The sequence below is a fragment of the Streptomyces sp. 6-11-2 genome, from assembly GCF_006540305.1.
Classification (GTDB): Bacteria; Actinomycetota; Actinomycetes; order Streptomycetales; family Streptomycetaceae; genus Streptomyces.
In genome coordinates, this window is record NZ_BJOR01000001.1 from 7,491,171 (window position 1) to 7,517,607 (window position 26,437).

Annotated in this window: 26 protein-coding genes; 10 read left to right on the plus strand and 16 right to left on the minus strand. The window is 68.3% G+C overall.

Annotation, left to right across the window (positions count from 1 at the left end):
• Nucleotides 1-10 precede the first annotated feature (10 nt).
• The gene (locus TNCT6_RS33630; protein ID WP_141365152.1) at nt 11-250 is read right to left on the minus strand and encodes a hypothetical protein; all 240 of its coding nucleotides are present in this window, start codon (nt 248-250) and stop codon (nt 11-13) included.
• 43 nt (nt 251-293) lie between these two features.
• Between TNCT6_RS33630 and TNCT6_RS33635 the strand changes: the two genes are divergently transcribed.
• The 4 genes from TNCT6_RS33635 to TNCT6_RS33655 all read left to right on the plus strand — a co-directional run bounded on the left by TNCT6_RS33635 (nt 294) and on the right by TNCT6_RS33655 (nt 3,822).
• On the plus strand, nt 294-620 hold the full coding sequence (locus tag TNCT6_RS33635) for a hypothetical protein (protein ID WP_141365153.1): 327 nt from the start codon (nt 294-296) through the stop codon (nt 618-620).
• A 535-nt stretch (nt 621-1,155) separates the two neighbouring features.
• Nucleotides 1,156-1,617 (plus strand): hypothetical protein, encoded by a 462-nt coding sequence (locus tag TNCT6_RS33645; protein ID WP_141365157.1) that lies wholly within the window; start codon nt 1,156-1,158, stop codon nt 1,615-1,617.
• 220 nt (nt 1,618-1,837) lie between these two features.
• Nucleotides 1,838-2,713: an undecaprenyl-diphosphate phosphatase gene (locus TNCT6_RS33650; protein ID WP_141365159.1), complete on the plus strand. Its 876-nt coding sequence runs from the start codon at nt 1,838-1,840 to the stop codon at nt 2,711-2,713.
• A gap of 122 nt (nt 2,714-2,835) precedes the next feature.
• Nucleotides 2,836-3,822 (plus strand): NAD-dependent epimerase/dehydratase family protein, encoded by a 987-nt coding sequence (locus TNCT6_RS33655; protein ID WP_141367049.1) that lies wholly within the window; start codon nt 2,836-2,838, stop codon nt 3,820-3,822.
• 169 nt (nt 3,823-3,991) lie between these two features.
• Here the strand turns inward: TNCT6_RS33655 and TNCT6_RS33660 are convergent, their stop codons facing one another.
• The gene (locus TNCT6_RS33660; RefSeq protein WP_141365161.1) at nt 3,992-4,693 is read right to left on the minus strand and encodes a DUF305 domain-containing protein; all 702 of its coding nucleotides are present in this window, start codon (nt 4,691-4,693) and stop codon (nt 3,992-3,994) included.
• Nucleotides 4,694-4,759: 66 nt separating this feature from the next.
• On the opposite strand from TNCT6_RS33660, the gene TNCT6_RS33665 reads away from it, so the two are divergent.
• Nucleotides 4,760-6,262, plus strand: coding sequence for an LVIVD repeat-containing protein (locus tag TNCT6_RS33665; RefSeq protein ID WP_141365163.1), 1,503 nt, complete (start codon nt 4,760-4,762; stop codon nt 6,260-6,262).
• Between the two features lie 463 nt (nt 6,263-6,725).
• On the opposite strand, the gene TNCT6_RS33670 is transcribed toward TNCT6_RS33665, so the two are convergent.
• A complete protein-coding gene (locus TNCT6_RS33670; RefSeq protein WP_141365165.1) occupies nt 6,726-7,574 on the minus strand; it encodes an arylamine N-acetyltransferase in 849 nt (282 codons plus the stop codon).
• Nucleotides 7,575-7,851: 277 nt separating this feature from the next.
• Between TNCT6_RS33670 and TNCT6_RS33675 the strand changes: the two genes are divergently transcribed.
• Nucleotides 7,852-9,393, plus strand: a complete 1,542-nt coding sequence (locus tag TNCT6_RS33675; RefSeq protein WP_141365167.1) for a M28 family metallopeptidase — start codon at nt 7,852-7,854, stop codon at nt 9,391-9,393.
• A gap of 185 nt (nt 9,394-9,578) precedes the next feature.
• Nucleotides 9,579-10,976, plus strand: a complete 1,398-nt coding sequence (locus TNCT6_RS33680) for a M1 family metallopeptidase (RefSeq protein ID WP_141365169.1) — start codon at nt 9,579-9,581, stop codon at nt 10,974-10,976.
• Between the two features lie 72 nt (nt 10,977-11,048).
• Here the strand turns inward: TNCT6_RS33680 and TNCT6_RS33685 are convergent, their stop codons facing one another.
• The 3 genes from TNCT6_RS33685 to TNCT6_RS33695 are packed head-to-tail and all read right to left on the minus strand — an operon-like array spanning nt 11,049 to nt 13,319.
• Nucleotides 11,049-11,756 (minus strand): B3/4 domain-containing protein, encoded by a 708-nt coding sequence (locus tag TNCT6_RS33685; RefSeq protein WP_141365171.1) that lies wholly within the window; start codon nt 11,754-11,756, stop codon nt 11,049-11,051.
• 40 nt (nt 11,757-11,796) lie between these two features.
• Nucleotides 11,797-12,444, minus strand: coding sequence for an FMN-binding negative transcriptional regulator (locus tag TNCT6_RS33690; RefSeq protein WP_141365173.1), 648 nt, complete (start codon nt 12,442-12,444; stop codon nt 11,797-11,799).
• Nucleotides 12,445-12,482: 38 nt separating this feature from the next.
• Nucleotides 12,483-13,319, minus strand: a complete 837-nt coding sequence (locus TNCT6_RS33695) for an EamA family transporter (protein WP_141365174.1) — start codon at nt 13,317-13,319, stop codon at nt 12,483-12,485.
• A 118-nt stretch (nt 13,320-13,437) separates the two neighbouring features.
• On the opposite strand from TNCT6_RS33695, the gene TNCT6_RS33700 reads away from it, so the two are divergent.
• The 3 genes from TNCT6_RS33700 (at nt 13,438) to TNCT6_RS33705 (ending at nt 15,953) form a co-directional block, all read left to right on the plus strand.
• Nucleotides 13,438-14,022, plus strand: a complete 585-nt coding sequence (locus TNCT6_RS33700) for a helix-turn-helix domain-containing protein (RefSeq protein WP_141365177.1) — start codon at nt 13,438-13,440, stop codon at nt 14,020-14,022.
• Nucleotides 14,023-14,160: 138 nt separating this feature from the next.
• The gene (locus tag TNCT6_RS41760) at nt 14,161-14,286 is read left to right on the plus strand and encodes a hypothetical protein (protein WP_301184410.1); all 126 of its coding nucleotides are present in this window, start codon (nt 14,161-14,163) and stop codon (nt 14,284-14,286) included.
• A 584-nt stretch (nt 14,287-14,870) separates the two neighbouring features.
• Nucleotides 14,871-15,953: an MBL fold metallo-hydrolase gene (locus TNCT6_RS33705; protein WP_216372825.1), complete on the plus strand. Its 1,083-nt coding sequence runs from the start codon at nt 14,871-14,873 to the stop codon at nt 15,951-15,953.
• A 102-nt stretch (nt 15,954-16,055) separates the two neighbouring features.
• On the opposite strand, the gene TNCT6_RS33710 is transcribed toward TNCT6_RS33705, so the two are convergent.
• From TNCT6_RS33710 to TNCT6_RS33755, 10 genes are all read right to left on the minus strand, one after another.
• Nucleotides 16,056-16,874 (minus strand): fumarylacetoacetate hydrolase family protein, encoded by an 819-nt coding sequence (locus TNCT6_RS33710; RefSeq protein ID WP_141365181.1) that lies wholly within the window; start codon nt 16,872-16,874, stop codon nt 16,056-16,058.
• Nucleotide 16,875: 1 nt separating this feature from the next.
• The gene (locus tag TNCT6_RS33715; protein WP_141365183.1) at nt 16,876-18,135 is read right to left on the minus strand and encodes an acyl-CoA dehydrogenase family protein; all 1,260 of its coding nucleotides are present in this window, start codon (nt 18,133-18,135) and stop codon (nt 16,876-16,878) included.
• Complete coding sequence (locus TNCT6_RS33720; RefSeq protein WP_141365185.1) at nt 18,132-18,731, minus strand: flavin reductase family protein; 600 nt, start codon at nt 18,729-18,731, stop codon at nt 18,132-18,134. The genes TNCT6_RS33715 and TNCT6_RS33720 overlap by 4 nt, the downstream gene beginning before the upstream one ends.
• Before the next feature lie 100 nt (nt 18,732-18,831).
• Entirely contained in the window at nt 18,832-20,211 is a 1,380-nt protein-coding gene (locus TNCT6_RS33725; protein ID WP_253266316.1) for a cytosine permease, read from the minus strand.
• Between the two features lie 159 nt (nt 20,212-20,370).
• Nucleotides 20,371-20,772 (minus strand): RidA family protein, encoded by a 402-nt coding sequence (locus TNCT6_RS33730; RefSeq protein WP_141365188.1) that lies wholly within the window; start codon nt 20,770-20,772, stop codon nt 20,371-20,373.
• A gap of 11 nt (nt 20,773-20,783) precedes the next feature.
• A complete protein-coding gene (locus TNCT6_RS33735) occupies nt 20,784-22,334 on the minus strand; it encodes an aldehyde dehydrogenase family protein (RefSeq protein WP_253266317.1) in 1,551 nt (516 codons plus the stop codon).
• 57 nt (nt 22,335-22,391) lie between these two features.
• A complete protein-coding gene (locus tag TNCT6_RS33740; RefSeq protein WP_141365200.1) occupies nt 22,392-22,814 on the minus strand; it encodes a cupin domain-containing protein in 423 nt (140 codons plus the stop codon).
• 3 nt (nt 22,815-22,817) lie between these two features.
• Nucleotides 22,818-23,570: a dimethylmenaquinone methyltransferase gene (locus TNCT6_RS33745; RefSeq protein WP_253266318.1), complete on the minus strand. Its 753-nt coding sequence runs from the start codon at nt 23,568-23,570 to the stop codon at nt 22,818-22,820.
• Entirely contained in the window at nt 23,567-24,502 is a 936-nt protein-coding gene (locus TNCT6_RS33750; RefSeq protein ID WP_253266319.1) for a VOC family protein, read from the minus strand. Before TNCT6_RS33750 ends, TNCT6_RS33745 begins: the two co-directional genes overlap by 4 nt.
• Nucleotides 24,503-24,598: 96 nt before the next feature.
• On the minus strand, nt 24,599-26,164 hold the full coding sequence (locus tag TNCT6_RS33755; protein ID WP_141365202.1) for a 4-hydroxyphenylacetate 3-hydroxylase N-terminal domain-containing protein: 1,566 nt from the start codon (nt 26,162-26,164) through the stop codon (nt 24,599-24,601).
• Nucleotides 26,165-26,437: the final 273 nt, after the last annotated feature.

The window sequence follows — 26,437 nt, forward strand, 5'->3', positions numbered from 1 at the left end:
TTCCGTTTGGTCAGCCGTCGACCGCGGCGGGGGCCGCGACGTACTGCTCGTCGGTTACGGGTTCGAGCCAGGCGGTGCCGTCGCCATCACCGTCGCCGACGACGATGGCGATGTGACCGATGGCCAGGCGGCCCGGTGCGGTGGGGGCCTCGATCAGGTTGAGGCAGACGTCGCCAGTGAAGCGTTCGCCGGGGCCCGTCGACGTGACCACCTCCACCTGAGCGCTGGGCGGGTAGGTGGTCTGAAACATGCCCGGATGCGGGGTCCTGGAGGTGATGCGGGATTCTGGAGGTATGGAGATCGAGGTTTTCGTGGTGCCAGGATGCCCCAACCAGAGGCTTGCCGAGGAGCAGCTGCGGGAGGCCCTGGACGGCGTCGGACTGTCCGGCGAAACCTTCACCACCAGGGTGATCACGGATCAGGCTGAGGCCGAGCGGTCGGGTTTCACTGGCTCCCCGACGATCCTGATCGACGGCCGCGATCCGTTCGCCGAGCCGGGCTCCTCGCCCTCGGTGGCGTGCCGGATCTACCGCACCCCGCATGGCTTGGCTGGTGCGCCCGGGGTCGACCAGCTCCGGCACGCCCTGCGAGCGGCTGCCGGCAAGGGCGGGGGAGTGTAGGCGCGGTCACCGTTGGGCCGGTGGCCGGCGCTCCGGCGTCGCGGTATGGAGTCCAAGGGCCTCGTCGGAGGTGGCCGGTCATAAGGCGCGCTGCATGGAACGGCGCCGTGCTCGCGGAGGCCGTCCCGGCGCGGGGCTCACCGGGCCTGCGCATGCGGTTGTCCGATATGGCCGGATATCTTCGTACATGTGGACGAGATGGCTCAGCGTATCGACCCGGCGACCGACCGGACGGCCGCCGCACGCCTGCTGGGGTGCACACCTGAAGAGGTCGGTTACTGCCCGCGCTGTCAGGGACTGACCCGGCGATACGGGAAACATGCGCAGATCATCTGCCCGGCCTGCCGGGCGGCCGAGCCCCCGTCAGCGGGGGGTGCCTCCCGCTGACCACAGCGATCACTCGACCGGGCCGGAAGGCCGTGAGCGCACGCCCTCCCCGTCTGCGAGCGGTGAGCCGAGGTCCCGCTCCGGCTTTCCGCTGCCGAGGCTTCCCCCGAGGCCTTGTGCTCCAGGCACGTGAACAGCTGGAGGCACGATGAACTCCACCCATGCAGCCAAAGCCTCCCTGAGAGGAATGGGAGCATGCTGTGCTGTCGCCAACGCGGTGCTGCACACACTCCTCATTCCTGATCACCTTGAGGAAAAGTTCTACATCGGCGTCCTGTTCGCTGTAGGCAGCGCCGTCATGCTTGCCGTCGCTCTGGCGCTCGTCCTCATGAAACGTTCCCTGGCCGCTTGGCTGACCGGGGCACTCGTCAGCCTCGGCATGATCACCGGCTTTCTGCTGTCGCGCACCGTCGGTCTGCCGGACGGCTATCACGAACCCGGCTGGGAGCCGCCTTACGGCGTACTTTCTCTGCTCGTTGAAGGACTCTTCGTCATCGCATTCCTTGCCTGGTTCCGTGACACGGCAGCTCACAGCACCGTGTCCGGGCTGCCGCACCGGGCGGACAGCGAGCCGGTCCCGCTGGGCCGAGGCAGAGCAAAACGCCGGTGAAGTCCCACGTCAGCCGCATCATGACCAAGCGGTAGGTACGGGACCGGGCGCAACTGGTCGACGGTGTCGTCAGGAGCGCGTGGCCTTGTGTGAAGGCGTTGTTCGTGGTCCCGTCACTTGCGGGCGTTACCTTGCCCCCGCGGCGCACCCGATCACCAGGCACGGTGGACCGGTGTGTCCATCGCCCTTTCCGGATCGGCTCCTTGGACTCCGTACCTTCATGTCTTGGTTTGAATCCCTCATCCTCGGACTCGTCCAGGGGCTGACCGAGTTCCTTCCCGTCTCCTCCAGCGCGCATCTGCGGCTGACGGCGGCCTTCTCCGGGTGGCAGGACCCCGGCGCCGCCTTCACGGCGATCACCCAGATCGGCACGGAGGCGGCGGTGCTGATCTACTTCCGCAAGGACATCGGCCGGATCCTGTCGGCCTGGTCCCGTTCGCTGGGGAGCAGGGCGATGCGCCGTGATCCGGACGCTCGCATGGGCTGGCTGGTGATCGTCGGATCGATACCGATCGGGGTGCTCGGGCTGACTCTCAAGGACCAGATCGAGGGGCCGTTCCGTGATCTGCGGGTGACCGCGACCATGCTGGTCGTCGTGGGTGTGGTCATCGGTGTCGCCGACCGGCTGGCGGCGCGCGACGAGAGGGGCGGCCGGCACCGGGCGCCCCAGCAGGGCAAGGTGCTGCGGGACCTGGGCGTCAAGGACGGCCTCATCTACGGTTGTTGCCAGGCCATGGCCCTGATCCCGGGTGTCTCCCGCTCGGGCGCCACCATCAGCGGCGGGCTGTTCATGGGCTACCGGCGCGAGGCGGCGGCCCGTTACTCCTTCCTGCTGGCCATTCCCGCCGTACTGGCCTCCGGTGTCTTCGAGTTGAAGGACGCGATGGAGAGCGGCCACGTGGCGTGGGGGCCGACGCTGTTCGCCACGGGGGTTGCCTTCGTCTCCGGGTACGCCGTCATTGCCTGGTTCATGAAGTACATCTCCACGAAGAGCTTCATGCCGTTCGTCTGGTACCGGATCGTCCTCGGCATCGTCATCATCGGGCTGGTCATGGCCGGTGTCCTCAGCCCGCACGCGGCCGAATCGGCGGGCTGACCGCAGGACGGCGCCGGTCTCCGCCGAGTGACCGACCGCCCATGCGGGTTCTGCGGTTCTGCCGACGGCAGAGGCCTCTTGGCTCGGTCGGGACATGCTGATTGAGTGCCGTCATGGAGCGCATGGAGATCCTGGTCCTCGGTGGTACGGCCTGGCTGGGCCGTGAAGTTTCCCGGCAGGCACTCGGTCGTGGCCACCGGGTGACGTGCCTGGCGCGTGGTGACAGCGGGCCCGTCGCGGAAGGCGCGCGTCTGGTGACCGCGGACCGGCGCGACCCCGCCGCGTACGCGTCTCTGCCCGACCGGGAATGGGACGCTGTGCTCGAGGTTTCCTGGCAACCCGGCTTCGCACGGGGAGCTCTTGCGGCCCTGGGCGCGCGGGCACGTCACTGGATCTATGTCTCCTCGATCAGCGCGTACGCCTCCCATGGCGAGCCCGGCGCGGACGAGTCCGCCGCCCTGTTGGGCGCCACAGAACACGAAGAGGTCGGTCGTGAGCTGTACGGCGAGGCCAAGTCCGCCTGCGAAACGCTCACCCGGACAGCCCTGGCCGACCGGGTCCTGGTCGCGCGTGCCGGACTCATCGGCGGGCCCGGTGACCACAGCGATCGTTCCGGCTACTGGGTCGCCCGCGCCGCCCGTGCCCCGCAGGCGCCGCTGCTCGTCCCCGACACCCCGAAGGCACCGACGCAGACCATCGACGTGCGCGACCTGGCGACGTGGCTCCTCGATACGGCGGAACGCCGAACCACGGGCACATACAACGCGGTTGGCCCGATGGTGCCCTTCGCCGAGTGGATCGAGCTGTCTCGGAGCGTCGGCGGGCACACCGGACCGGTCGTCTCCGTCGCGTCCGAACAACTCCTCGCGCACGGAGTGACCGAGTACATGGGCGCCGACTCACTGCCCATGTGGGTGGTCGAACCGGGCTGGGAGGGCTGGGCGGCACGCGACGCGTCCGCCGCCACCGCCGCGGGCCTGCGCCACCGTTCCCGCACCGACCTCCTTGCCGACACGCTGCGCTGGGAACGCGAGCAGGGGCTCCACCGGTCGCGCCGCGCCGGACTCGCCACGGACACAGAGCGCGCACTTCTGGCGGCCTTGGGATAAGAGACCGTCCTCGAGCACTCAGTGGTCTTGCCCGGCCGCCTCGACAACAGGGTTCAGGAGGCGTTCCGCGGGGCTGCCCGGCGGGCGCGGGGCGACTGCGGTTGCCGCCTTCTGCATCGCGCCGCCGGGCGCGCCCGGGGGAGACGCCTGCGGAACGCCACGCCGATCGTCAGGGCATCGCACGCATCCGGCTGATCTCGCTGGTCTGCTGTGCGATCACTTCGTTCGCCATCTCCTCGACCTGTACGTTGTTGCCGTTCGAGAGCGCCGATGTGGCCATGATGATCGCGCCGTTGTGGTGCATGATCATGAGTTTCAGGAACAGCTCGTCGAAGGCCGCGCCCCGCGCCGCGCGCAGCTGCTTCAGCTGTGCCTCGGTCGCCATGCCGGGCATCGTGGCATGGTCGTGGTTGTGCCCCGAGCCGGCGCCGCCACTCGTGCGCCGTGCCCCGCCGTGGTTCTTCAACCACCCCTTCATGGCGTCGATTTCAGGCCCTTGACCTGCGGCGATACGTGAGGCGATCCGCTTCACGCCGCTCGACTTCGCCTGGTGTTCGGCGAGTTCGGTCATTTCGAGGGCCTGGCCGTGGTGGATGATCATCATCTGGACGTACTCGAAGTCCGCCCCGTTGGGGGACCCGTCGGGGATCTCCTTCGCGGCGTCCTCGGCGGACAGGGTCCGGGCGGGCTCACCGGGCTTGCCGGGCGCGATCACCGAGGGGCCGGGCGCGCTGCTCTTCGCCGAGGCGTCCGTGCCCGAGTCGCACCCGCTGACAGTGAGGGCGACAAGGGCGAGAGCGGTGACCCCCAGCCACTTGGCACGATCAAAGACATTCACGGTGAGTGTGTTGCCATCCTTTGATCTGTACATGAAAAAATACGATACTGCCGTTGTCCGTGAACCGTTCCCTTGTGAACGGAGACCAGGGAGGAAACAGTGAACCTGTTGCACAGTCCCCGAACACGGCTCAGACACCTCGGGGTTGTGGCAGCCGCCACCGGCCTGCTGGCGGCGCTGCTCACGGCAGCACCGGCCATGGCGACGCCCGACCCCGGCGACGCCACCACCGCGACTCAGCGTGTGTCGAAGAGCGAGGAGGCCGAGACCAGAACGGCCATCGCCAAGGGTGAGATACCGGCGCAGGACGAGATCGTCCACTCCGACAACATCCAACACCTCGCCAACGTCCCCAAGGACGCCCTGACGGACCTGAACTCCGACCTGGCCTTCCAGGGCAAGTACGCGTTCGCCGGCAACTACGACGGCTTCCGCATCTTCGACGTCAGCAACCCGAAGGCTCCCAAGACGGTCTCCCAGGTGCTGTGCCCGGGGTCGCAGAACGACATATCCGTCTCCGGGAACCTGCTGTTCCTGTCGACCGACTCCTCACGCAGCGACAACTCCTGCTCGAGCACGCCGCAGCCCGCGACCGAGAAGTCGTCGTGGGAGGGCATGAAGGTCTTCGACATCAGCAACAAGAAGAACCCGAAGTACGTCGCGGCCGTCGAGACCAACTGCGGCTCACACACGCATTCCATCGTTCCCCATGGCCGCAACGTCTACATCTACGTGTCCTCGTACTCCCCGAGCCCCTCGTTCCCCGACTGTCAGCCCCCGCACGACGGCATCTCGATCGTCAAGGTGCCGCGCGACGCTCCCCAGAAGGCCGCGCTCGTCAACTTCACGGTGCTCTTCCCGGGTGACGGCCCCGACGGGGGCGGCAACCCCGGCGCGCCCACCAACCCGGGTGTCTCCAAGACGACCGGCTGCCACGACATCACCGTGCTGCCGTCGAAGGACCTGGCCGCCGGTGCCTGCATGGGCGACGGCATCCTGATGTCCATCAAGGACCCGGAGCACCCGAAGGTCATCGACCAGGTCCAGGACAACGTCAACTTCGCGTTCTGGCACTCGGCGACCTTCAACCAGACCGCGAAGAAGGTCGTCTTCACCGACGAGCTCGGCGGCGGAGGCGCCGCGACCTGCAACGAGGCCATCGGCCCGAACCGCGGAGCCGACGGCATCTACGACATCGTCGGCAAGGGCGACAACCGCAAGCTCGTCTTCCGCGGTTACTTCAAGATCCCCCGGCACCAGGCGGACACCGAGAACTGCGTCGCCCACAACGGCTCGCTGATTCCGGTCAAGGGCCGCGACATCATGGTCCAGGCCTGGTACCAGGGCGGCGTCTCGGTCTGGGACTTCACCGACTCGACGAAGCCGAAGGAGATCGGGTACTTCGAGCGCGGCCCGCTCACCACGGACCGGCTGACCGTGGGCGGCTCCTGGTCCGCGTACTACTACAACGGCTACATCTACTCGAACGACATCGCCAAGGGCTTCGATGTGCTCAAGCTCAACGACCGGCGCACCGACTCGGCCCGAAAGGTCCACCTGGACCAGCTGAACGTCCAGAGCCAGCCGGAGTACTTCGACTGACCCGGCAAACGCCCGCCGAACTCCGGGTCAGCGAACCACCCGGAAACGTCGGCTAGGGTCTTTCGTTTGGATCAGGCCGGATCAGGGAGCGGGGTCTGGTGCCGTGGATCGCAAGGCGGAGGAGGGCGGCAGGGCGGAGCCCTGCCAACCGACGACAACGCGGCGAGGAGCGGTGCCAGGGCCCGCGAGCCCGGCATGATCCAAACGAGAGGCCCTGGCGCTCAAGCGCCAAGGCACCGGTCCCGCCGGGCGGCTCGTCGCCCGGCGGGACACCCGACTCCCGGTCCATCGCCAAGCGGTGGACAACCCCTGCCCTGGACCGCAGCCGCTGCCCGGCGATCCGAGCGCCGTGCGGCAGCATCCCGCCCAGCCGGTCGAGCTCGGCGTGGACCCAGTCCGGAGCAGTCCGCAGCGGCCCGGAACGGCTCGGAGCGGCGTCCCACCGGCCCGCATGCTCATCCGGTCAGCCGGTGCGGGCGGCGAGCCACGTCCGGTGGGCCGACAGCACCCTCTCCCAGAGCGCGGAACGCTCCTCCTCGCCGACGTCGGTGAGGGTGAGCCCGAAGACCTCCGCGAGGGCTCCGAACCAGGCGGCCTCGGTGGTCAGTTCCCGCTCCGACCGCCCGTCACCGTCGGTCCGGACCAGTACGCAGCCGCGGAGCTCGTCCGTGCCGGCCGCGTCCCTGCGGATCGCGGAGACGACCCGGACAAACCCCGAATCCGGCGAGGTGGACAACTCCCGGTGCTGTGCCGCGAAGTCGTCCGGCCCGGCGGTCGCCATGGTGAAGTCCATCCCGGCGAAGGAGCCACGGGGGTCGTGGTCGAAGCGCCACCCGCCGGGCTCGACCGCCGAGGGCGAGAGCCGATAGGCGAAGGGCCCCTGTCGGTACTCCCCGGAACGGAGCGGCAGCGGCTCGTACAGGGCATCACCGAGCCCGACGTCGACAAACCAGGTCTCGCCCTCGCAGACCACCGTGAGGGCCAGATGGTTGGCGTTCGCTCCGGGAGGCCGGGCGGTCCGACTGCCCTGGACTCCGCCGCGGTGCCATGTCACGGCGTACCCCAGGGCGTGGAGCAGGGTGGCGAAGGCTCCGTTGAGGTGGAAGCAGTAGCCGCCGCGCCCCCGGAGGATCCGTGCCACCGACTGCGCGGGATCCACCGTGGTCGCCCGCCCCAGATGGATCTCCAGCGTCTCGTACGGCACCCGGGCCACATGCGCGGCGTGCAGCGCCCGCAGCCCCGCCACTGACGGCGCGTCGGGAGCCGCGACACCCAGTCGCTCCAGGTAGCGGCCGACATCCACCTTCGACATGCCCTGAACTCTAGTCAGCATCGATGACATCCAGTCAACTTCGGTTGAATCACGGGTCGGTCGGAGCGCTCGGCACGCGCGCACGGGTGGCGCTGGCGTTGAAGATTTCTTGCAACCCATTACCAAGCGTTTACTGAGCAGATACCTTTCTCCTTGCCGGTGGCAGGGCGGCGGAGCGATCCGGCCGTCCCTGCCTGCCCCGGCGTACCGCCACACGCCGTTCGGCCTGTTTTCGGCCATTACGCCCATTTTTCATGGACTGCCGGAAGGAAGCGTCTTGAACGCTCGGAACCGCCGCACCACGGTAGCCGCCGTATCCGCCGCAGGGCTCATAGCGCCGCTGCTGCTGATCGGATCAGGCACCGCCTCCGCCCACAGCGACCCTGCCAAGGAGGCTGCCAAGCTCGCACAGAAGCTCGTCAAGAAGAGCAACGCCGAGGATGCGTACGAGCATCTGAAGAAGTTCCAGCGGATCGCTGACAAGAACGGGAACACCCGGGTGGCCGGGTCGGAGGGGCACCGGCAGTCGGCCGAGTACGTCGAGGGCCTGTTGCGGAAGGCCGGGTACTCGGTGACCCGGAACGAGTTCGACTACCAGTTCAGCCAGACGCTGGCGGAGAGCCTGCGGGTGGTGTCGCCGCAGCAGCAGGACGTCCCGTTGATCGCCATGACGTACTCCGCCAACAGCCCCACCGGCGGCATCACCGCCCCGGTCGCGGCGGTGCCGGTCGACGACACCACCGGCTGCGAGCCGGGTGACTACGCGTCCGGGACGTTCACCGGCAAGATCGCGCTGATCAAGCGCGGCGGCTGCACCTTTGCGGAGAAGCAGGCGGCCGCCGCCGGTGCGGGCGCGGTCGGCGCGATCATCTACAACAACACCGACGGCGCGCTCAACGGCACCCTGGGAGACCCGAACGTCGCGAAGATCCCGACCGGTGGCGTCACGCAGGCGGACGGTGAGGCCTTGGCGGCCAAGGCCGCTTCCGGCGCAGTGACCGTCAACCTGGAGATCCGCACCTTCGCGGAGATGCGGCGCACCTACAACGTCATCGCCGAGACCAAGAGTGGCGACGCCGGCAACGTGGTGATGTTCGGCGCCCACCTGGACTCGGTGGCGGCCGGCCCGGGCATCAACGACAACGGCTCCGGCTCCGCCGGCATCCTCGATGTGGCGCTGAACCTCGCCCACGAGAAGGTCAAGAACAAGGTGCGTTTCGCCTGGTGGTCGGCTGAGGAGTTCGGCCTGCTGGGCTCGGAGGCGTACGTCGACGGCCTCTCGGCGGCGGACCGCGCGAAGGTCAAGCTGTACCTGAACTTCGACATGATCGCCTCGCCGAACTACGCCCAGTTCGTCTACGACGGTGACGACTCCGACCAGGTCGGTGCCGGGCCCGGCCCGGAGGGCTCGGCGCAGCTGGAGCGGCAGATCACCGACTACCTGGACAGCCGGCGCATCCCGCACGAGGGCACCGACTTCACCGGCCGGTCGGACTACGGGCCGTTCATCGAGGTGGGTATCCCCTCGGGCGGCACCTTCACCGGCGCCGAGGGCATCAAGACGGCCGCGCAGGCAAAGACGTACGGCGGTAAGGCCGGTGTCGCGTACGACGCCTGCTACCACGCCGCTTGCGACACCCTGAAGAACATCAACATGAAGGCGTTCGACGTCAACATCGACGTCATCGCCAACGCGGTGGGCCAGTACGCCTGGGACACCAGCATCCTGAGCAAGCCGGTGGCGCCGCAGAACACCAAGGGCTCGGCGGGCAGCGGTGGTGGCCTGCACGAGGGCCACGACCACGAGGTCACCGAGTAACTCCCGCTCAACACAGGGGGAGGGCCGGGCTGCCCGGTCCTCCCCTTGCCGTCCAGGCAGACACCGTGAACGTTGTCCAGCAGCCGTGCCTGTTGTCGTGCTCGGTCGCGGCAAACGGAACCGGCCCGCTTACTTCCCGCACGGCAGGGCGTGTCCCGGAGAGCGCTGTGGCACGATCGGCTGCCATGTCGTTTCTCTCCGCGTGGCCGTCAACAACCCCTCGCCGTCTGCTCGTTGCTCTGCTCGCGCTGCTCGTCGGAGCCGGTGCCGGTGTTGCCGACGCAGCCCCCGGACGTACGGCCGGGGCCAAGAGCGCCCAGGCCGCGACACCCGATCACCCGCGCTACGACGTGACCCTGCGCGCCGACGCCGACGGCACCCACTGGAAGGGCCGCCAGCGCGTGTCGTTCCGCAACGCCGCCGACCGGCCCCTGCGCGAGGTGTACCTGCGGCTGTGGGGCAACGGCGTGGACGCCTGCGGCACTGCCGGCAGCCCTTCCCCCCTCACCGTGTCCCGGGTACGCGGCGGCACGGCAGGGCGGCTCAGCGTCGACTGCACGGCGCTGCGTATCACCCTGCCCGCACCTCTCGCGCGCGGCTGGCGCGCGACTGTCTCCTTCGACGTGTCCCTCACCGTGCCCGGGCGCAACGACCGCTTCGGCCGTGAGGGTGCGTTCCGTTTCCTCGGCAACGCGCTGCCCGTGCTGGCCGTGCACGACGCGGCGGGATGGCACCTCGACCCGTACGTGTCGACCGGCGAGAGCTTCTACACCCTGGCCGGCGACTTCCAGGTCACGCTCGACCACCCGTCGGCCCTCAAGGTCCCGGCGACCGGCCGCACCCGCACCAGCCCCGGCACGCAGGGGCGCACTCTCACGCGCAGCCTCGCGCACCGGGTACGGGACTTCGCGTGGGCGGCAGGCCCGTTCCGCACCGCGGACCAGACCACTCCCGGCGGCGTGCGGGTCAGATCGTACTGGGCACCCGACACGCCGGCCGAGGGCGTGCGGCTCGCCCGCCAGGACGGCGCCGCCGCCGTCGACCGGTTCAGCACGGAGTACGGCCGCTACCCGTACGGCGAGCTCGACCTGGTGATGACCCCGCAGTTCGGCGGCGGCATGGAATACCCCGGCCTGGTCCTGCTCGGCACCACCGAGGAAGGCAACGCCGTCGTCCACGAACTGGCCCACCAGTGGTGGTACGGCATCGTCGGCAACGACCAGTACCGTGCGCCCTGGCTGGACGAGAGCTTCGCCCAGTACGCCAACTTCCGCTTCTACGGCTTGGACACCCGTGACTGCTGGGACCCGGACGAGTGGCCCGACCGGAACGCCGCGCTCACCAGCTCGATGGCCTACTGGTCGACGCACCCCGGCACATACCACCTCATCTACACCGCCGGCCCCTGCGCCCTGGCAGACCTGGAGCGCACCCTCGGCTCCGCCACCATGGCACGACTCCTCAAGCGCTACGCCCACGACCACTGGTACGGCGTCTCCACCACCGCCGACTTCAAGAAGACCGCCCAGTCCATGACCGGCAAGGACCTGACGTCGTTCTGGAAGACCCACCGCATCCGGTGAACACCTTGCCCCACCCGCGGTGAGACCTCCTCGCCTCCGCGCCTGTACGCCCGCCGCGCCGAGCGGAAGGGGTCAGGCGTCGGCCTTGGGGTGGGCGGGGCTCAGATAGTGCACCGCGGTCCGCTCGGCGTGCGGGACGAGCAGGCCCTGCAGTTCGTCAGCCGCGACCTTGAGGATGTCGCCGTCCCGGGTGGCGTGGAGGGTTTCCAGGACGAAGGCGACGTGGACGGAGTCCTCGGTGACGCGGGTGCGGTGGGCGTCGCGGTGGTTCCAGTGGCGGGTGAGGACACCGGCGGCGTCGGCGTAGATGATCTCGCCGGGCCTGGGGCGTTCGACGGTGCCGGGTTCGCCGAGCGGGGTGAACTCCTCGCTTCCGTCGGCGTAGCGGACGTCGACGTCGCCGGTGACGTGGTCGAGGTCGAAGGCCCCGGCCGGCAGCCCGTGGCGGACGGAGACGGAGTTGTAGGAGTCGACCGCCGGGTTGATACGGGGCAGCACACCCTTCTTGGTCATACGCCGGCCGAGGGCGTCGACACTGGGGCGGATGCGGCGGGGGTTGGTGCCGAAGGAACGGTACGCGGTGTGCCACGCCTCGATGCGCGGGTCGTTCTCGTCGGCGGGCTGCCATATGCCGAGGGCGAGTTGCTGCTCCAGGTCTTCGAGAGCGGTGGTGGTGTCGGGCCAGGGTTCATGGCCGAGCAGGCCGGTGGCGGTGACCAGGGCGACGAGGGTGTCCGGGAAGGCGTCGGTGACGGCGGGGTTGATGCGGAAGGCGGTCATGTGCGAGGTCCTCCTCTCGTGTGTGTGCCGGCGGCGGGCTTCAGGGCTTCCATGGGCCGATGCGGTCCAGGCGGCGCAGCTGCTGGCGTGCGGCTGGTCCGTCCAGACCCCGGCCGCGCGCGGTGAGTCGGCCGGCGACGGCGGTGCGGTGCTCGACGGGTTTGTGGTCGTCGTACTTGAACTTGGCCCGCACCTCGATGACCTCCAGGCGCAGTCCGCGGATGCCGGGGAGCATCCGCCCGTAGGGCGGCTGGTCGACGTCGATGGGGGCGTGGTCGCCGTCGGGCTGGAAGTGGGCCAACTGGCGGCGCAGCAGGTCGGCCTTGGCCTCGGGGGCGTCGACGATGTGGGCGCGGCAGGTGAACTGGACGGCCGCGTAGTAGCTGGTGGGCACGCCATCGGTGGGCGGGATGCCGGGCTTGGCGCGCCAGGGTCCGGGGACGAAGGCGTAGTCGCCGATGACGGTGAAGGTGACGTGCGGGTCGTGCTCGATCGCCTTCCAGACCGGGTTGGGCCGGGCGAGGTGGATCAGCAGTTGGCCGTTGTCGGTGGTGAAGTGGGTGGGGACGACGACGGGCGCCTGGCCGAGCAGGCCGTTGACGCTGAGCTGGCCGAAGTCGTGGCCGTCGGCGATCCATGTCTGCCATTCGGCATCGTCCAGGCCGGCATCCCAGGGCTGGATGAACATGTGATTCTCCTTGGTGGCGGTAGAACGGACAGGGCGGTTCAGGTGAGGGCGAGGAGGCTGACCGCGACGGCGGCGGTGCCCAGGCCGACGAGCTGGCCACGGTGGACGCGTTCGGCGAGCACGGCGCGGGCGAGCAGCACCGTGCCCGCCGGATACAGGGCGGTGATCACGGCGACGACGGTGAGGTCCCCGCTGCGCGCGGCGAGCAGGAACAGCAGGTTCGCCAGCGAGTCCAGCACGCCCGAGGCCGCGGAGATCGTGTAGGCGGGCTTCTCCGGGCCCAGCCGGCGGCGCATCACCGCGGCCGCGGCCAGGGTGACGGCCGAGGAGACCGCTCTGCCGATGATCAGAGGGGCCACACCGCTGTCGGAGGGCGCCTGGTGCAGGAAGACGAGCTGAAGGGCGATGGCGGCACCCGCGCCGAAGGCCAGCAGCAGCGCCGTCCGGGACGGACGCGACGAGCTTTCTCCGTGCCCGGCGCTCACCATGACCACCGCCACCAGCGCCAGCGGCAGACCCGCAAGCCCGGCCACGCCCAGGCGCTCGCCCTGGAGCAGTCCGACCGCGACCGGAAGCGCGGCGGAGACCAGCGCGGTGATGGGCGAGAGCACGTTCATCGGGCCGATCGCGAGGGTCTTGTACAGCAGGGCGAACGCGGCGGCGGACGCGACCCCGGAGGCTGCGCCCCACCCGACGCTCGCCCAGGTGAACGTGGCGCCCAGGACGGGCCACAGCAGCAGCTCGACGGCGAGACTGGCCGGGGCCGCGACCAGTACGGTGCGCAGCACATGCGCCTTACGGGCACCGAGGCCTCCGAGGAAGTCGGCGCATCCGTAGGCGAGAGAGCTGCCCAGGGCCAGCAGCAGAGCGAGCACGGCACTTCCCTAACTTTCACAATGGAACGACCCGACCGTACAATGAAACGACCGCCTGTTGTCAACCAAATGACCGGACGGTCCATTCCAGTGCTCCACTCGTCAGGACGGTGATCAAGTGCCCGAGGCAGAAGCAGCCCTGCGCACGCTCGCGCACAACGTCAGAGCCGCACGCACACGAGCGGGCCTGTCCCTGGACGAACTGGGGCGCCGGGCCAAGGTCAGCAAGGGTGCTCTGGTCGGGCTGGAGAAAGCCCAGGGCAACCCGAACTTCGCCACTCTGGTCCGCCTCGCCGACACTCTCGGCATCTCGGTGTCCGCACTGATGGAAGGACCGGCCGAAGGCCGTGTCCGCGTGGTGTCCGCCGACGCCGTCATGCCCCTGTGGGCCGGGGAGCAGGGCAGCGAGGCCCGGCTCATGCTGACCACCTCGGGACCGGCTCCGGTCGAGGTCTGGCGCTGGAAACTGGAGCCCGGCGAGGAATACCCCAGCCACCCCCACCAGGCCGGCGTCGTGGAAACCGTCAGCGTCACGTCCGGCCGGATGACACTGATCGTCGACGGCGCCGAGCATCCTGTCGAGGCCGGACAGACCGCCACCTTCGACGCTGACACCACCCACACCTACCGCGGCTCGGGCACCGAGACCTGCCACCTCATCATGACCGTTCACATCCCGCCCGGCCCCGGCTCCACAACCTGACCGGCCCGGACCGGAAGTCCGCCCGCGCCCGCGGCGACGAACGCCCCCGCGCACTCCGATCCGGAGTCCAGGACACGGTCTTCATCCCGCCGACGCCACCGCGCACTCCGGTCGGCGGCGGGTCGACGCTGGGTGGGCATGCTGGTCCTGCCGGGCGCGCTGTTCACCGTGCTCGCCGTGGCGGCGTCCGTGTTCGGACACCGCCACGCCGCCGACGGGCAACGGCTGAGCCACGCCGTCGAACCCTTCCGTAAAGGCGCCTGAGAGAATGACGGAGTGACTACTCGCTCTTGAGGTGGCACGCGCCCGCTCAAGGTCGCACGCGCCCGCGTCGACCCCTTCCCGAGCCGAGCCATACAGAATTCTTTGCCGCCCCCTATCGGTTTCTGTATGGGAGTGGGAGGGGAAGTCCGGAGCAGGTTTCGCGGAGCGATGGGGAATTGACGTGACCTGCATCACATGAGGGTTGGATCTCGCCTTGTTTCACTCTTCCATCGCGAACTGAAGCGGCTGGTCAGAGGCGCTCTTCGGATTGCATTGCGGTTTCCTGGAGCAACACCGGCCGACGCGCAGACGGCACATCAAGGCTTCTGGCACCTATTGCTCTGCGTCAAACGGTCATGCGAGTCTTCCCGGCAATTCGACGCCGCAGGCTGTTTCGGACCCGGATCGCCGCTCGGCGAATGAGCGCTTCCGGCTACTGCAATCTCGCAACGCCCCTATTGCGCACTGTCCATGGCAGTGCACAACCTCAGCCAGCCCACTCCACACCAAGGCGGATGATCATGTGCAACCTGTGCGGTCCTGAATCTCCTGCCGATGCCGGAAGCGGGGTCGCTCGGCGCTCCGTGCTGACCGCCCTCGGTATCTCTCCGGTGGTCCTCAGCCTCCCCGGCGCGACAGCGGCGGCGGCGGAAACCCGTACCGAGCCCTCGGGCCGGGAGCCCGGCAAGAGCTCGCCGAGTGCGCTCGAACTGGTGCTGCTGGGCACCAAGGCGGGCCCTCCGATCGACCCGCTGCGGGCTGGGATCTCCACCGCGCTCGTCGTCGACGGCGCGACGTACGTGATCGACTGCGGGCGCTCGGCCGCCACCCAGTACGTGCGGTCCGGCCTCACACTGGCGTCCCTGAGCGGTATTTTCATCACGCATCTCCACGCCGACCACGTCGCCGACTACTACAACTTCTTCCTGCTCGGGGGCAGCGTCCCCAACCAGGAGCACGACAACCTCACCCGCCCCGTCCCCGTCTACGGTCCCGGACCGGCCGGCGGGCTCCCGCCGAAGTTCGGTGGCGGACAGGCGCCGACGGTCAACCCGGACAGCCCGACGCCGGGCCTGAAGGCACTGACCGACGACTGCCACGCGGCGTACGCCTACAGCACGAACGTCTTCCTGCGTGACATGGGTATCCAGGACATCCGGGCCCTTGCCGATGTGCACGAGATCGAGCTTCCGAGGGTCGGTGCCACGTACGAGAACACCGCGCCCGCGATGAAGCCGTTCGTCGTGATGGAGGACGACCGCGTCAAGGTCTCCGCGATCCTGGTGCCGCACGGACCGGTGTTCCCCTCCTTCGCGTTCCGCTTCGACACCGACCACGGCTCGGTCACGTTCTCCGGCGACACGACGTACAGCGACAATCTGATCGCCCTGGCCAAGGGCTCGGACGTGCTGGTCCACGAGGCGATCAGCGTCGAGGGGCTCGACGCCCCGGCGGTCTTCGTGGACCACTTGCTGCAGTCCCACGTCGAGGTCCAGAAGGTCGGTCCGATCGCACAGCGGGCCGAGGTCGACATGCTCGTGCTCTCGCACATCTCCGAGGTCGCCCACAACCCGATCGACGCCCGGAAGTGGAAGAAGTGGGCACAGCGGGGGTACGGCGGCAAGGTGGTCGTCGGCGAGGACCTTCAGCGGATCAAGCTGGCCTGATCCGGCCTGCCGAGGTCATCGGCCGGCCCACGACTCCCGACTCGTCGGGCCCGGCCCGGTGCGACCGTTGATCGGGCGCACCGGGCCGGGCGGCACAGGGGCTCAGATGATCGGGGTGGACACCGTGCCGATACCGTCGATGGTCACCTCGACCAGGTCCCCGGGCTTCAGATACCTCTGCGGCGTGCGAGCCCTCCCCACTCCACCGGGGGTGCCGGTGAGAATCAGGTCTCCGGGGTGCAGGGGCACCATGGTCGACACGTACGCGACCAAGTGAGCCGGAGTGAACAACAGGTCCGCGATCGTGTGCTCCTGGACCGGGGTGCCGTTGAGAGTGGTGCGGAGAACGGCGGTTGCGGGATCGAACTCGTCGGGCGTGGTCAGGACCGGGCCGACCGGAGTGGAACGTGCCCAGATCTTGCCCTGCAGCCACTCCGTCGTGCGGTACTGCCATCCCCGCATGGAGATGTCGTTGGCCACCGTGAAACCGGCGATGTACTGGCCCGCCTCTTCCTCACGCACCTTGTACGCGGTCCGTCCGATGACGACGGCGAGCTCCCCCTCCCAGTCCATCTCCGGATCCTCCGCCACGGCCGGCACCGCGTCAGCGGGGCCGGTCAAGGTGTCGGCGAACTTCGCGAAGAGGGTGGGATGGGCGGGGAGTTCCCGGCCCATTTCCTGAATGTGGCTTGTGTAGTTGAGGCCGGCGCAGAGCACCTTCGACGGACGCGGTACGACGGTCCGCACATCGACGTCGCCCCTGCGGTGCCGGCGCCCGGTGGCGTTCCTCGCGATCCGCTGCCAGTCCACGTCCGCCAGCAGGGAACCGACGTCGGCATGACCGGGGAGTTCGGTGAACTCATCACCGTCCAGGCGGGCTGCGCATGTCCCCTGGCGGGTGCGCACGGTTGCCAGTCTCACTTCATTCCTTTCCTGTTGCGCCGACGCCCTTGCCCGCGCCGGAACTCGCGCTCGGTCCGATGCCTCGGACGCCGACGGACGCCGGGTCGGGAATCACCAGATCGAAGAACCCCCAGTGCGACCCGGCGGGCAGGGTGCCCGACAGCATCCGGCCGCACTTCTGCGTCACGATGTGCGAAGAGCCCCGGTGCTGGCTTCCGGCATGGCTGTCGCGGAAGAACCGCTGCAACGTGCCGTTCCGCATGACCTGCGCGCCCGCGAAACGGTGCACGAGCTGACTGATCTCCAGCGCGGTCCGGGTGGCCAGGCTGCAGGCGAGCCGTGACATCGTCTCCTGCTCGTCGTTCAGCTGAGCTCCCGTCGCGAGGGTCGACTCGTTGTCGCGCCAGGTCTCACGCAGCAGGGCCATCGTGCCCCGGACATGCGAGAAGTGACGTGCGAACTCCGCGAAGAACTCGTCGCTGGTGACCGGGGAGCTCTCGGAAGGGTCCTTGCGCCGGGTCAGGTCACGCAGTTCGTCGAGCATGCGCCGCGCGACACCCTGGGACCAGGCCGCCTGGTGCAGGCCGGCCAGCAGGGCAGGGCTCACCCGGCTCATGCAGCGTCCTCGTCGGGCGTTCTCCGGGCCGATGCCGAAGACGTACTTGTCCTCGACCCGCACTTCCTCGGCCCGGTAGTCGAGGCTCGCGGTCGCGCGCAGCCCCAGCATGTCCCAGTTGTCACTGATCCGCATGGCGGTCCGGGGAACAAGGCAGACCAGCCGCTCTCCCGTGCCCTCGACCGTCACCGCCAGATTGAGGTGGGTGGCCATCGACACCCCTGGGGCGAACTTCCAGACACCGCTCACCCGGTAGCCGCCGCCCTCCCGTACGGCCCGGCCGGTGAAGGCGGTCGACTGTCCCGCCACCAGCGGGTACGTGTCGTCGGCGAAGAGCTCGGGGACCGCCTCGTCACTCAAGTAGGCGGCCGCCGTCGCCGTTTCACTCGTCAGGGCGCGCACCAGCCATCCCAGCGAGGCGTCGGCGTGCGACAGCTTCTCGATCACCTCCAGGATCTGCAGGGGGGAAGCCTCCAGGCCACCGAGTTCGGCCGGCACCATCAGCTTGAAGACGCCGCTGTCGCGCAGTGCGTCCTGTACCACCGGTGTCGGCCGCCGCAGACGTTCGCTGTCCTCGGCCTCGCTCTGCAGGAGTGGGTAGATGTCCGTCAACTCCGCGAGCAGGCTGCCCGTTTCCTCGTTCACCTGCGTATCGACCGTCATCGTCGGCCCCTCTCGGACTGTGCACCCTCACCGGCGCCGCGCTCGGCGTCCTCGGCCAGAGCGCCCCACTGACCGCGGTAGAAGAGCAGGGGCCGGGTGTCGTCCTGCTGGCCGTAGGACAGCACACGCCCGAGCACGAGGACGTGGTCGCCGCCGTCGTACCCCGCCCACGGCGTGCACTGGAAGTACGCCAGCGAGCCGTTGATCCGTGGCGCCACGTCGTCGCCGACCCACTCGATGCGGTGGGTGTCCTGCGGCTTGCCCGCGAACTGCAGCGCGGTGGCGAGTTGGTTGTCCCCGAGCACGTTGACCGCGAAGGGCCGCTCGAGCAGGTAGGTCAGTGCGCGCGAGGTCCGCTGCATGGAGACGAGCACCAGGGGTGGGTCCAGGGACACCGAGGTGAAGGAGTTCACGGTGACCCCGTAGTAGCTGTCGCCGGACTGATACGTGAGGACGACGACTCCGGTGGCGAAGTTCCCCAGCGTGTTGCGCAGCTGACGAGGATCGGCGAGCGGTGGTACCGCCGCGCTCGACGCGAGGGTCCTGGCGTCAGCGGCTTTCTCGTAGATCTCCGAGTCCCACATGATCTCGGTCATCCCGAATCCTCCTGGATGAATCGTGGGTCCCGTCCTGGGACAGGGCCGGGGTAGGGGGCCGGCAGCCACGTACCGTGGGCCGTGGCTGCCGGCTGCGGGGTCAATGGGCCTCTTCGAGGGCTTCCTCGCCCGCGACGAACGTGGTGCCGGTGCCTTCGGGCAGCCAGTTCCGCAGCACCGGGTAGACGGCGAGCGCCAGCACGAAGGACACCAGGAAACCGAGGGCGAAGACGTCCGTGGCCATCAGGACGATGCCGACCGCGGCGGACAGGACCAGCGTGACGACTCCGGCCCAGTTCCACTTCTCGACCCGGTGGGTGGCGCTGTCGAACCGCGCCCGGCGCACCAGGTAGTAGTCCGCGATCATCACGCCGCACATGCCGAGCGTCATGGCGCCCAGGTACGCCAGGTACTGGGTGAACTTCTCCAGGATTCCGGCGGCGATCATCACCAGGGCGATGATGTTGCCGACGACCACCATCGCCGCCCGGCCCGGCTTTCTGCCGGTGAGGGAGTCGATCAGGTTGACCAGCGAGAGCGATCCGGAGTAGGCGTTGATCGCCTGCGCCTTGGCCTGGGCCGCGTAGATCGTGACGAAACCCATCCAGCCCGCGAAGATGACGAAGAAGGCACCTGTGTTCTGCATGACGTACGTGTTGCCCGCGACAGCGGCCGCCTCCGGGCTCATGCCCTTGTCGTGAGCCAGCAGGTAGCCGATGACCTGGGGCATGCCGCCGATCACGACGAGGGAGCCCAGCACGGTCATGACGATGTTCTGGGTGACCGGGCCGGCCACGGCCAGGACCGTCACGTCGCGCCGCGTGCGGCAGTAACGGGCGAAGTCCGTCGTGACCAGAGCGATGGTTCCCGCCGTGGCGCCCATGACCGAGACCGCGGACTCGAATCGCGGCCACAGGCCTCCGGGGACGACTCCCGCGTAGGCGAAGACGTCCATGGGGTCGGCGCCCTGGATCACATAGATGTCCACGATCATGTAGATCGTGACGAGCAGTGTGACGGCGATCAGGACGCCGGTGGCTCGCAGGGCGAGTTTGATGCCGAAGACGGCGAGCGCGATCCACAGCAGCGTCATGCCGCCGTAGATCAGGACGCGCCAGCCCCACGAATCGGGCAGGCCGAACATCAGCAGCGTGCCCTGGTACAGGAGGGCGGCCTCGACGGCGAGGAAGCCGAGAATCATGAACGCGAAGACGATGGAGCCGATCGCCGAGCCCTTGAAGCCGAATCCGAAGAACCGGGAGGTGATGGTGCTCGACATACCGGTTTCGAAGGCCATCCGCCCCAGGGCCTTGCCGAGACCCACCGCGAAGGCCGCGACGAGGACACCGACGATCAGGCCCACGGTGAAGCCGGCGAGTACCACGGTGAAGCCGGCGATGGCGAAGACGACGAGAGCGGTGGCGACGCTGACCGGGCTGAGGGCGAGTTGGTAGCCGCTCCTGCGCTCTGCCAACGGCACGCTGACCAGGGCATGGTCTTCCGCCGCAGCCGCCAGTGCCGAATCAGCCGGTCTGGGATTCCTGGTGTATGAAGACACGGTGGTTCCTGTCCTAGTGAGAAATGCGGCACCTGCGGCGGAACTTCCATGGCCGGACCCGCCCGATGTGGCCGCGAGGGATCAGTCCGCGCTGCAACCCGCTACGGCGATGGCCTCGATTTCGAGGAGGATCTCCGGCTTGGCGAGGGCGGAGACCTCGACCAGCGTGCAGGCGGGGAAGTCGCCGGAGAAGAACTCCTGACGGGCCTTCCACACCTCGGCGTTGTCACCGATGTCCGTGACGTAGATGGTCATTTTGACGATGTCGTCCATGACCGCGCCGGCCGCCTCGACCAGGTCCTTGATCTTCTGGAAGACGACCTTGGCCTGTTCGTAGGAGGTCTCGCCGAGGACGGTCTCCCTGTCCTGCCCGCGGGCGGTCATTCCGGAGACCATGATGAGTTCGTCGATCCTCAGGCAGTTCGACCACATCTTGTCCGCCGGCTCCCGCACGGCGGCGGAGTGGATACGCTGCTTCTTCATCGCTGTTGTCCTCACAGGTCGATGCGGTTGTCCCACGCGGACGTTCCGCCCCAGTTCACGCATACGCTCTGGCGGCGCATGAATCCCTTCCAGGCGTCCGAACCGGCTGTACGACCACCGCCGGTCTCCTTTTCGCCGCCGAAGGCGGAACCGACGTCGGCACCCGTCGTGCCCATGTTGACGCGCACGATTCCGCAGTCACTGCCCCGAGCCGACAGGAACGTCTCGATGTTGGTCAGGTTCGTGCTGTGCATGCCCGAGGCGAGACCCTGGGCGACACCGTTGTGGATCTCGATGGCCTCCTCGAGATCGTCGTAGGTCAGCACGGAGACGATGGGCACGAAGGTCTCCGACTGGGCGATCTCGAAGTGCGGTTCGACACCCGTGACGATGGCCGGCTCGACGTACAGACCCGGGCGGTCGATCACGTTGCCGCCGTACGCCACGGTGGCGCCCTCACGTTCGGCACCGGCGAGGACCTGCTTGTAGTCCTCCAGCGCACGCCGGTCGATCAGCGGGCCGACCACGGTGTCCGGGTCGCGCGGGTCACCGATGGCGATCTGGTCGAAGGCCTTCTTCAGCAGCTCGACCAACTCGTCCGCGATGCTCGCGTGCGCGATGACACGGCGGGTGCTCGTGCAGCGCTGGCCGGTCGTGCCGACCACGCCGAACGTCAGTGCCTTGGCGGCGAGTTCCAGGTCGGCGGTCTCGTCGACGATGCAGCCGTTGTTGCCCGAGCACTCCAACTGGTACCGGCGGCCCAGCGTCGAGCCGACGATCTCGGCGACCTTGCGCCCCACCGGCGTGGAACCGGTGAACGAGATCATGGCGACACGGGTGTCGGAGACCATCTTCTCGGCGACGGCGTTGTCGTCGGGGATGAACAGGGAGAACACCCCCTCGCAACCCATCTCCGCCGCCGCCTTGTTGACCAGCTTCTGCACGGCGATGGCGGTCAACGGCACCTTGGGGCTCGGCTTCCAGATCACCGTGTTGCCGGCGATCGCGGAGAGGAACCCGTTCTGCGCCCAGACGGCGGCCGGGAAGTTGTACGCGCTGATCAGCCCGACGACGCCCAGCGGCAGCCACTGGTCGTACATGCGGTGCTCGGCACGCTGGGACTGCTGGGTGAAGCCGTACAGCATCCGCGCCTGGCCGGCGGCCAGCGTCGACATGTCGACCGCCTCGCGGAGCTCGCCCTTGGCCTCCATCGTCGACTTGCCGGTGTCCAGCGAGACGACAGCGGCCAGACTTTCCAGATTCTCCTCGATCAACTGGCCGATCCGGCGCACGAATTCACCTCGTCGCGGCGGCGGCACCATCCGCCACTTCTTCTGTGTCTCGACGGCGGCGGCCACGAGCGTCTCGTAGTCCTGTGCGTCCGAGGTCGCGATCCGGCCCACGACCTCGCCGTCTGCGGGACACTGCGCCTCGATGACCGGGCGGAACTCGACGGCTCCCCAGCCGAGCGAGTCCGCGTAGGTGCCGGAGTGCACCTGGTCCAGGCCGAATTCAGCCAGCACCTTGCCGGCGTCGAACAGAGTCTTGGTGGTTTCGTTCATCATCGCCTTCCATCAACGTCGCGAGTTCGGCAGGAATACGTCGGACGGCTCCGCACCTCACCCCTTGGCAAGGAAGTCGCCGATCGTCTCGTCCGTGTGGTACTCGGGCTTCTCGTAGTAGTGCGGGCCGTCGTAGATCTCGATCAGCACGCTGCGCTCGTGCGCCAGGGTCGGACCGTGCGGATGGTCCTTCGGGTTCATGTAGAACGACCCGGGACGCAGCCGGAGGCCGGAGTCGGTGTACTCGTAGTCGCCCTCGAGGCAGTACATGAACTGGTTCGAGGCGTGCGTGTGCTTGGTCGGGATGGTGCCGCCCCGCTGGTACTCGAGGAGGGCGATGCTGGCGCCGGTGTCGGGGTTCTTGTGGAGGAAGTACTGACGGAACCCGTAGTCGGGATAGTCGATCCAGTCCTCGTCCTTGAGGTCGGCGGCATGGATCAGGACCTCGAGCGACTTCATGGTCGCGGGGTTGATGTCCACTGTTCACTCCCATCCGGGGCGGCCTGCTGCCACCCACGTCTCGTATTCCTGGCGGCTCTCGGGTGTGGCGGGGAACAGGCCGAAGAGGGACCGGCCCCGCTCGAGTTCACGAGCCGCGAACTCCTCGTACGCGGTGGCGTCGGCGGCTTCCGCGGCGACCTCCGGGGCCAGTTCACGGGGAATGACCACGACGCCGTCGCCGTCACCGAGCAGCACATCGCCGGGGTAGACCGCCACTCCGCCGCATCCGACGGGTTCGTCGAGTGCGACCGGATGCAGGGCGATGGGGGTCGCCCGGGGCGCGTTGTCCCGCTGATAGCACGGCAGGCCCGTCCCCCTGACGGCCTCCGAGTCCCGGTAGCCGCCGTCGGTGACCACGCCGGACACACCGCGGTGCTTCAGCCGCGCCGCCATCATGTCGCCCATGGACGCGGCAGCCGTGCAGCCGAACGCGTCGATCACGAGCACCGCGCCGGGCGGGCACTCCTCGATCGCCCGCCGGTGCAGGTTGTCGCTGCTCGAGTAGGTGGCGAGGCTGTCGAGATCCTCGCGTGCGGGGATGAACCTCAAGGTGTAGGCGGGGCCCACCAGCGGTGGCTGGCCGGCCGCCAGCGGCCGCACACCGGCCATGACCGTGTTCCGCAGGCCGCGCCGGAGCAGCATGTTGGCCACGGTGGCCGAGCCCGCCCGCGTCAGCTGCGCCCGGAGCGGTCCGGGCAGTGGTCCGGCGAGGTCCGCGCTCGCTGCGGCGGTCACTGGAAGAACTCCAGGGGCGGGCGGTTCCCCCACTGGGTGGTGTCACTGGCGGTGCCGTTGAACTTGGTCGGCCGGTGGGTGTGGTCGACGATGTCGCCGTCGGTGTAGTGCTCGATGCGGAAGCCGAAGGGGTCCTTCCAGTAGTCGAAGATCTGGCTGCCGAGCAGGTGGCGGCCGACTCCGACGTCGAGGGAGTATCCCTGCTGGATGAGGTAGTCGTGCGACGACATGACGGCGTCCATGTCGGTGACCTCGAACGCGCTGTGGTGGATTCCCGCCCAGTCCGACTGCAGGACGAGCATGAAGTGGTGGTCCACGAGCTGCTCGCCCAGGTCCAGCCGGACGAAGGTGCCGACGACAGGCCCCTCCTCGCCCGGCGGGACGAAGTGGTCGGAGGGAAGGAAGTTGAAGCGTTCGTTGAGCCAGGCCATGGTCTCGTCGTGGTTCTTCACATGAAGCACGAAGTGACCCAGGCGGGCGATGGTGCACGGCGCGACGGGCTGGCGGACGGCGGCGTTCACCCGGTTCTTGTCGCGGATGTTGTTCATCGCGAAGGGTTCCCGGTCCGGGATCGGCTCGGCCTCGCGCCGGCCCTGGACCGCCCGGATCTCGAAGCCGTCGGGCGTGGTCATCGCGACCTCGTGGCCGCCGCCGGGCTCCGTCGACTCGCGGACCGGGGACGACCCCGGCATCGCGGCGAGCTCGACGAGGTCGTCGTAGGTGGCGACCTCGATCGATGCGCCGACGAAGCGCTGTTTGCCGGCCTTGCGGGTCACATGGATGTGATGCTGGGTGCCCGTACCCCGCATGTACAGGGTCCGGTCGTCGCTGCCCTCGGCCGGCACCATGCCGAAGGCGGTCAGGAACTTCTCCATCACCTCGAGATCCGGTGCCTCGTAGGTGACTTGGGCAGCATCGATAGCCGTAGCCACGGGTCCTCCTGGGGTGGGTGAGAGCACGGCGACGCGTACGCTCCGGCGTCGCCGAACGGCCGGGGCTCCCTCTCGGTAGGGAGCCGCACGGGGCCGTCAGCCCTTGAGAATGCTGACGTCGTCGGGGTTGCGCAGGTCCGGAACCGTCCAGCCGTTCAGGTCGTACTCGTCCATGGCGCTCTGCGCGAATTCCTTGCAGTAGTCGAGCAGACCACTGCCCCGTGCGCCGAACAGGTTGGTCTGACGCGTCACGTCGTTGCTGCCGATGTAGTTGATCTCGTACAGCTCGTGACGGGCTCCGAACTCCGTACCGATGGAGTCCCAGAGCATCTTCATGACCTTGACGCGCTCCTCGGCGTCGATGCCCCCGGTACCGCGCAGGTAGGTGTCCAGATAGCCCCGGATCTCCGCGGTCTTGAAGTCGTTGGCGTGGGAGTTGAGGTAGATCAGTCCACTGGCCACGACCTGCTCGATGATGTTCTTGATCTTCGGCATGGCCAGCTGGTTCATCACGCGGTAGGCGCCGGCGAACTGCGGGTCGGGCTGGATCATGCCGCCCTTCCACGGCACCGCGCTCTTCGCCATCGCGTCCGACAGCGCCCAGAAGGTGTTGCGCCAGGCGATGACCTCGCCGAGCTGGGACATGACGCCGTGGAACGAGCCGGCCCCGGTGACATCGAGGGCGCGCGACAGCATGCCGACGAGGAAGTCCATCTTGACGGCGAACCGGGTGCACCCGTGCAGGGAGGCGCGCTCCAGGTAGCCCGAGTGGATGTTGTACTTGTTCGCCTGTTCCAGGTCGTTGTGGATGAACGTGTTCTCCCAGGGGATGAACACGTTGTCGAGGACCAGGATCGCGTCGTTCTCGTCCAGTCGGCTCGACAGCGGGTAGTCGAACGGGCTGCCCAGCACCGAGGCCCGGTACTCGTTCGAGGTGCGGCAGAGCAGCTTCACGCCGGGAGCGTTGGTGGGCGTGATGAACACCGGGGAGAAGGCCGGGTCCTGCACGGCGACCTGGCCCACGTGACCGACGAAGGTGTGGTGTGTCAGGGCGGACCCGGTGGCCACCACCTTGGCGCCGGTGACGTGGAAGCCCGCGTCGGTCTCCTTGGTGACCCGGATGAACACGTCCTTGCCCGCGTCGGGACCGAGGCCGCGGTCCACCGGCGGGTTCATGATGGCGTGGTTGATGTACCAGGTTTTCTCCTGGGCCTTGCGGTACCAGTTGCGCGCGTTGTCCTCGAACCCCCGGTAGAACTCGGCGTTGGCGCCGAGCGTGCCGAGGAAACAGCCCTTGTAGTCGGGAGAGCGACCCATCCAGCCCCAGGTGATCCGCTGCCACTCGGCGATGGCGTCGCGGGAGGCCACCTGCTCCTCGACGCTCTTGGGCGCCTGGTAGAAGCGGTGGGTGAAACCTCCCCACTCCGTGGGCGCGGTGAGGATGTCCTTGCGCGCGGGGTCGTGCAGGGCGTCGTACATGCGAGCGATCATGCGAGCGGAGTTGCGGAAGGCGGGGTGTTCGGCGACATTCTCCACCCGCTCCCCGTAGATCCAGACCTCGCGGCCGTCGTTGAGGCTTTCGAGATATTCATCTCCGGTAAAGGGGAGATGCTCACGGCCGGCAGGACGCTGTGCCGACTGATTCGTGTTTCCCGTCGTCATTGACCGGCCCCTTCTTGTCGTTCACGGAACCGGGCCGAGCCATCGGTTCGTGCAGTCAAGGCGCGGGCAGCAATCGCACGAGGTGTTTTCTCTCATCGATACGGCCCGCGCCGTCGAATTGCCGGGAAGACTGACACGGCCGCACGGCACGGGCAATAGAACGCGGAAGGGCCCAACGAGGCTCGAGTGCGTCGGCCACCGGCCTCCGGTCCGATCGGCACTCGAGCCAGAAACTGCCTCTGAGCAGGCATTTCAAGTGCTGGCACGGGTTCC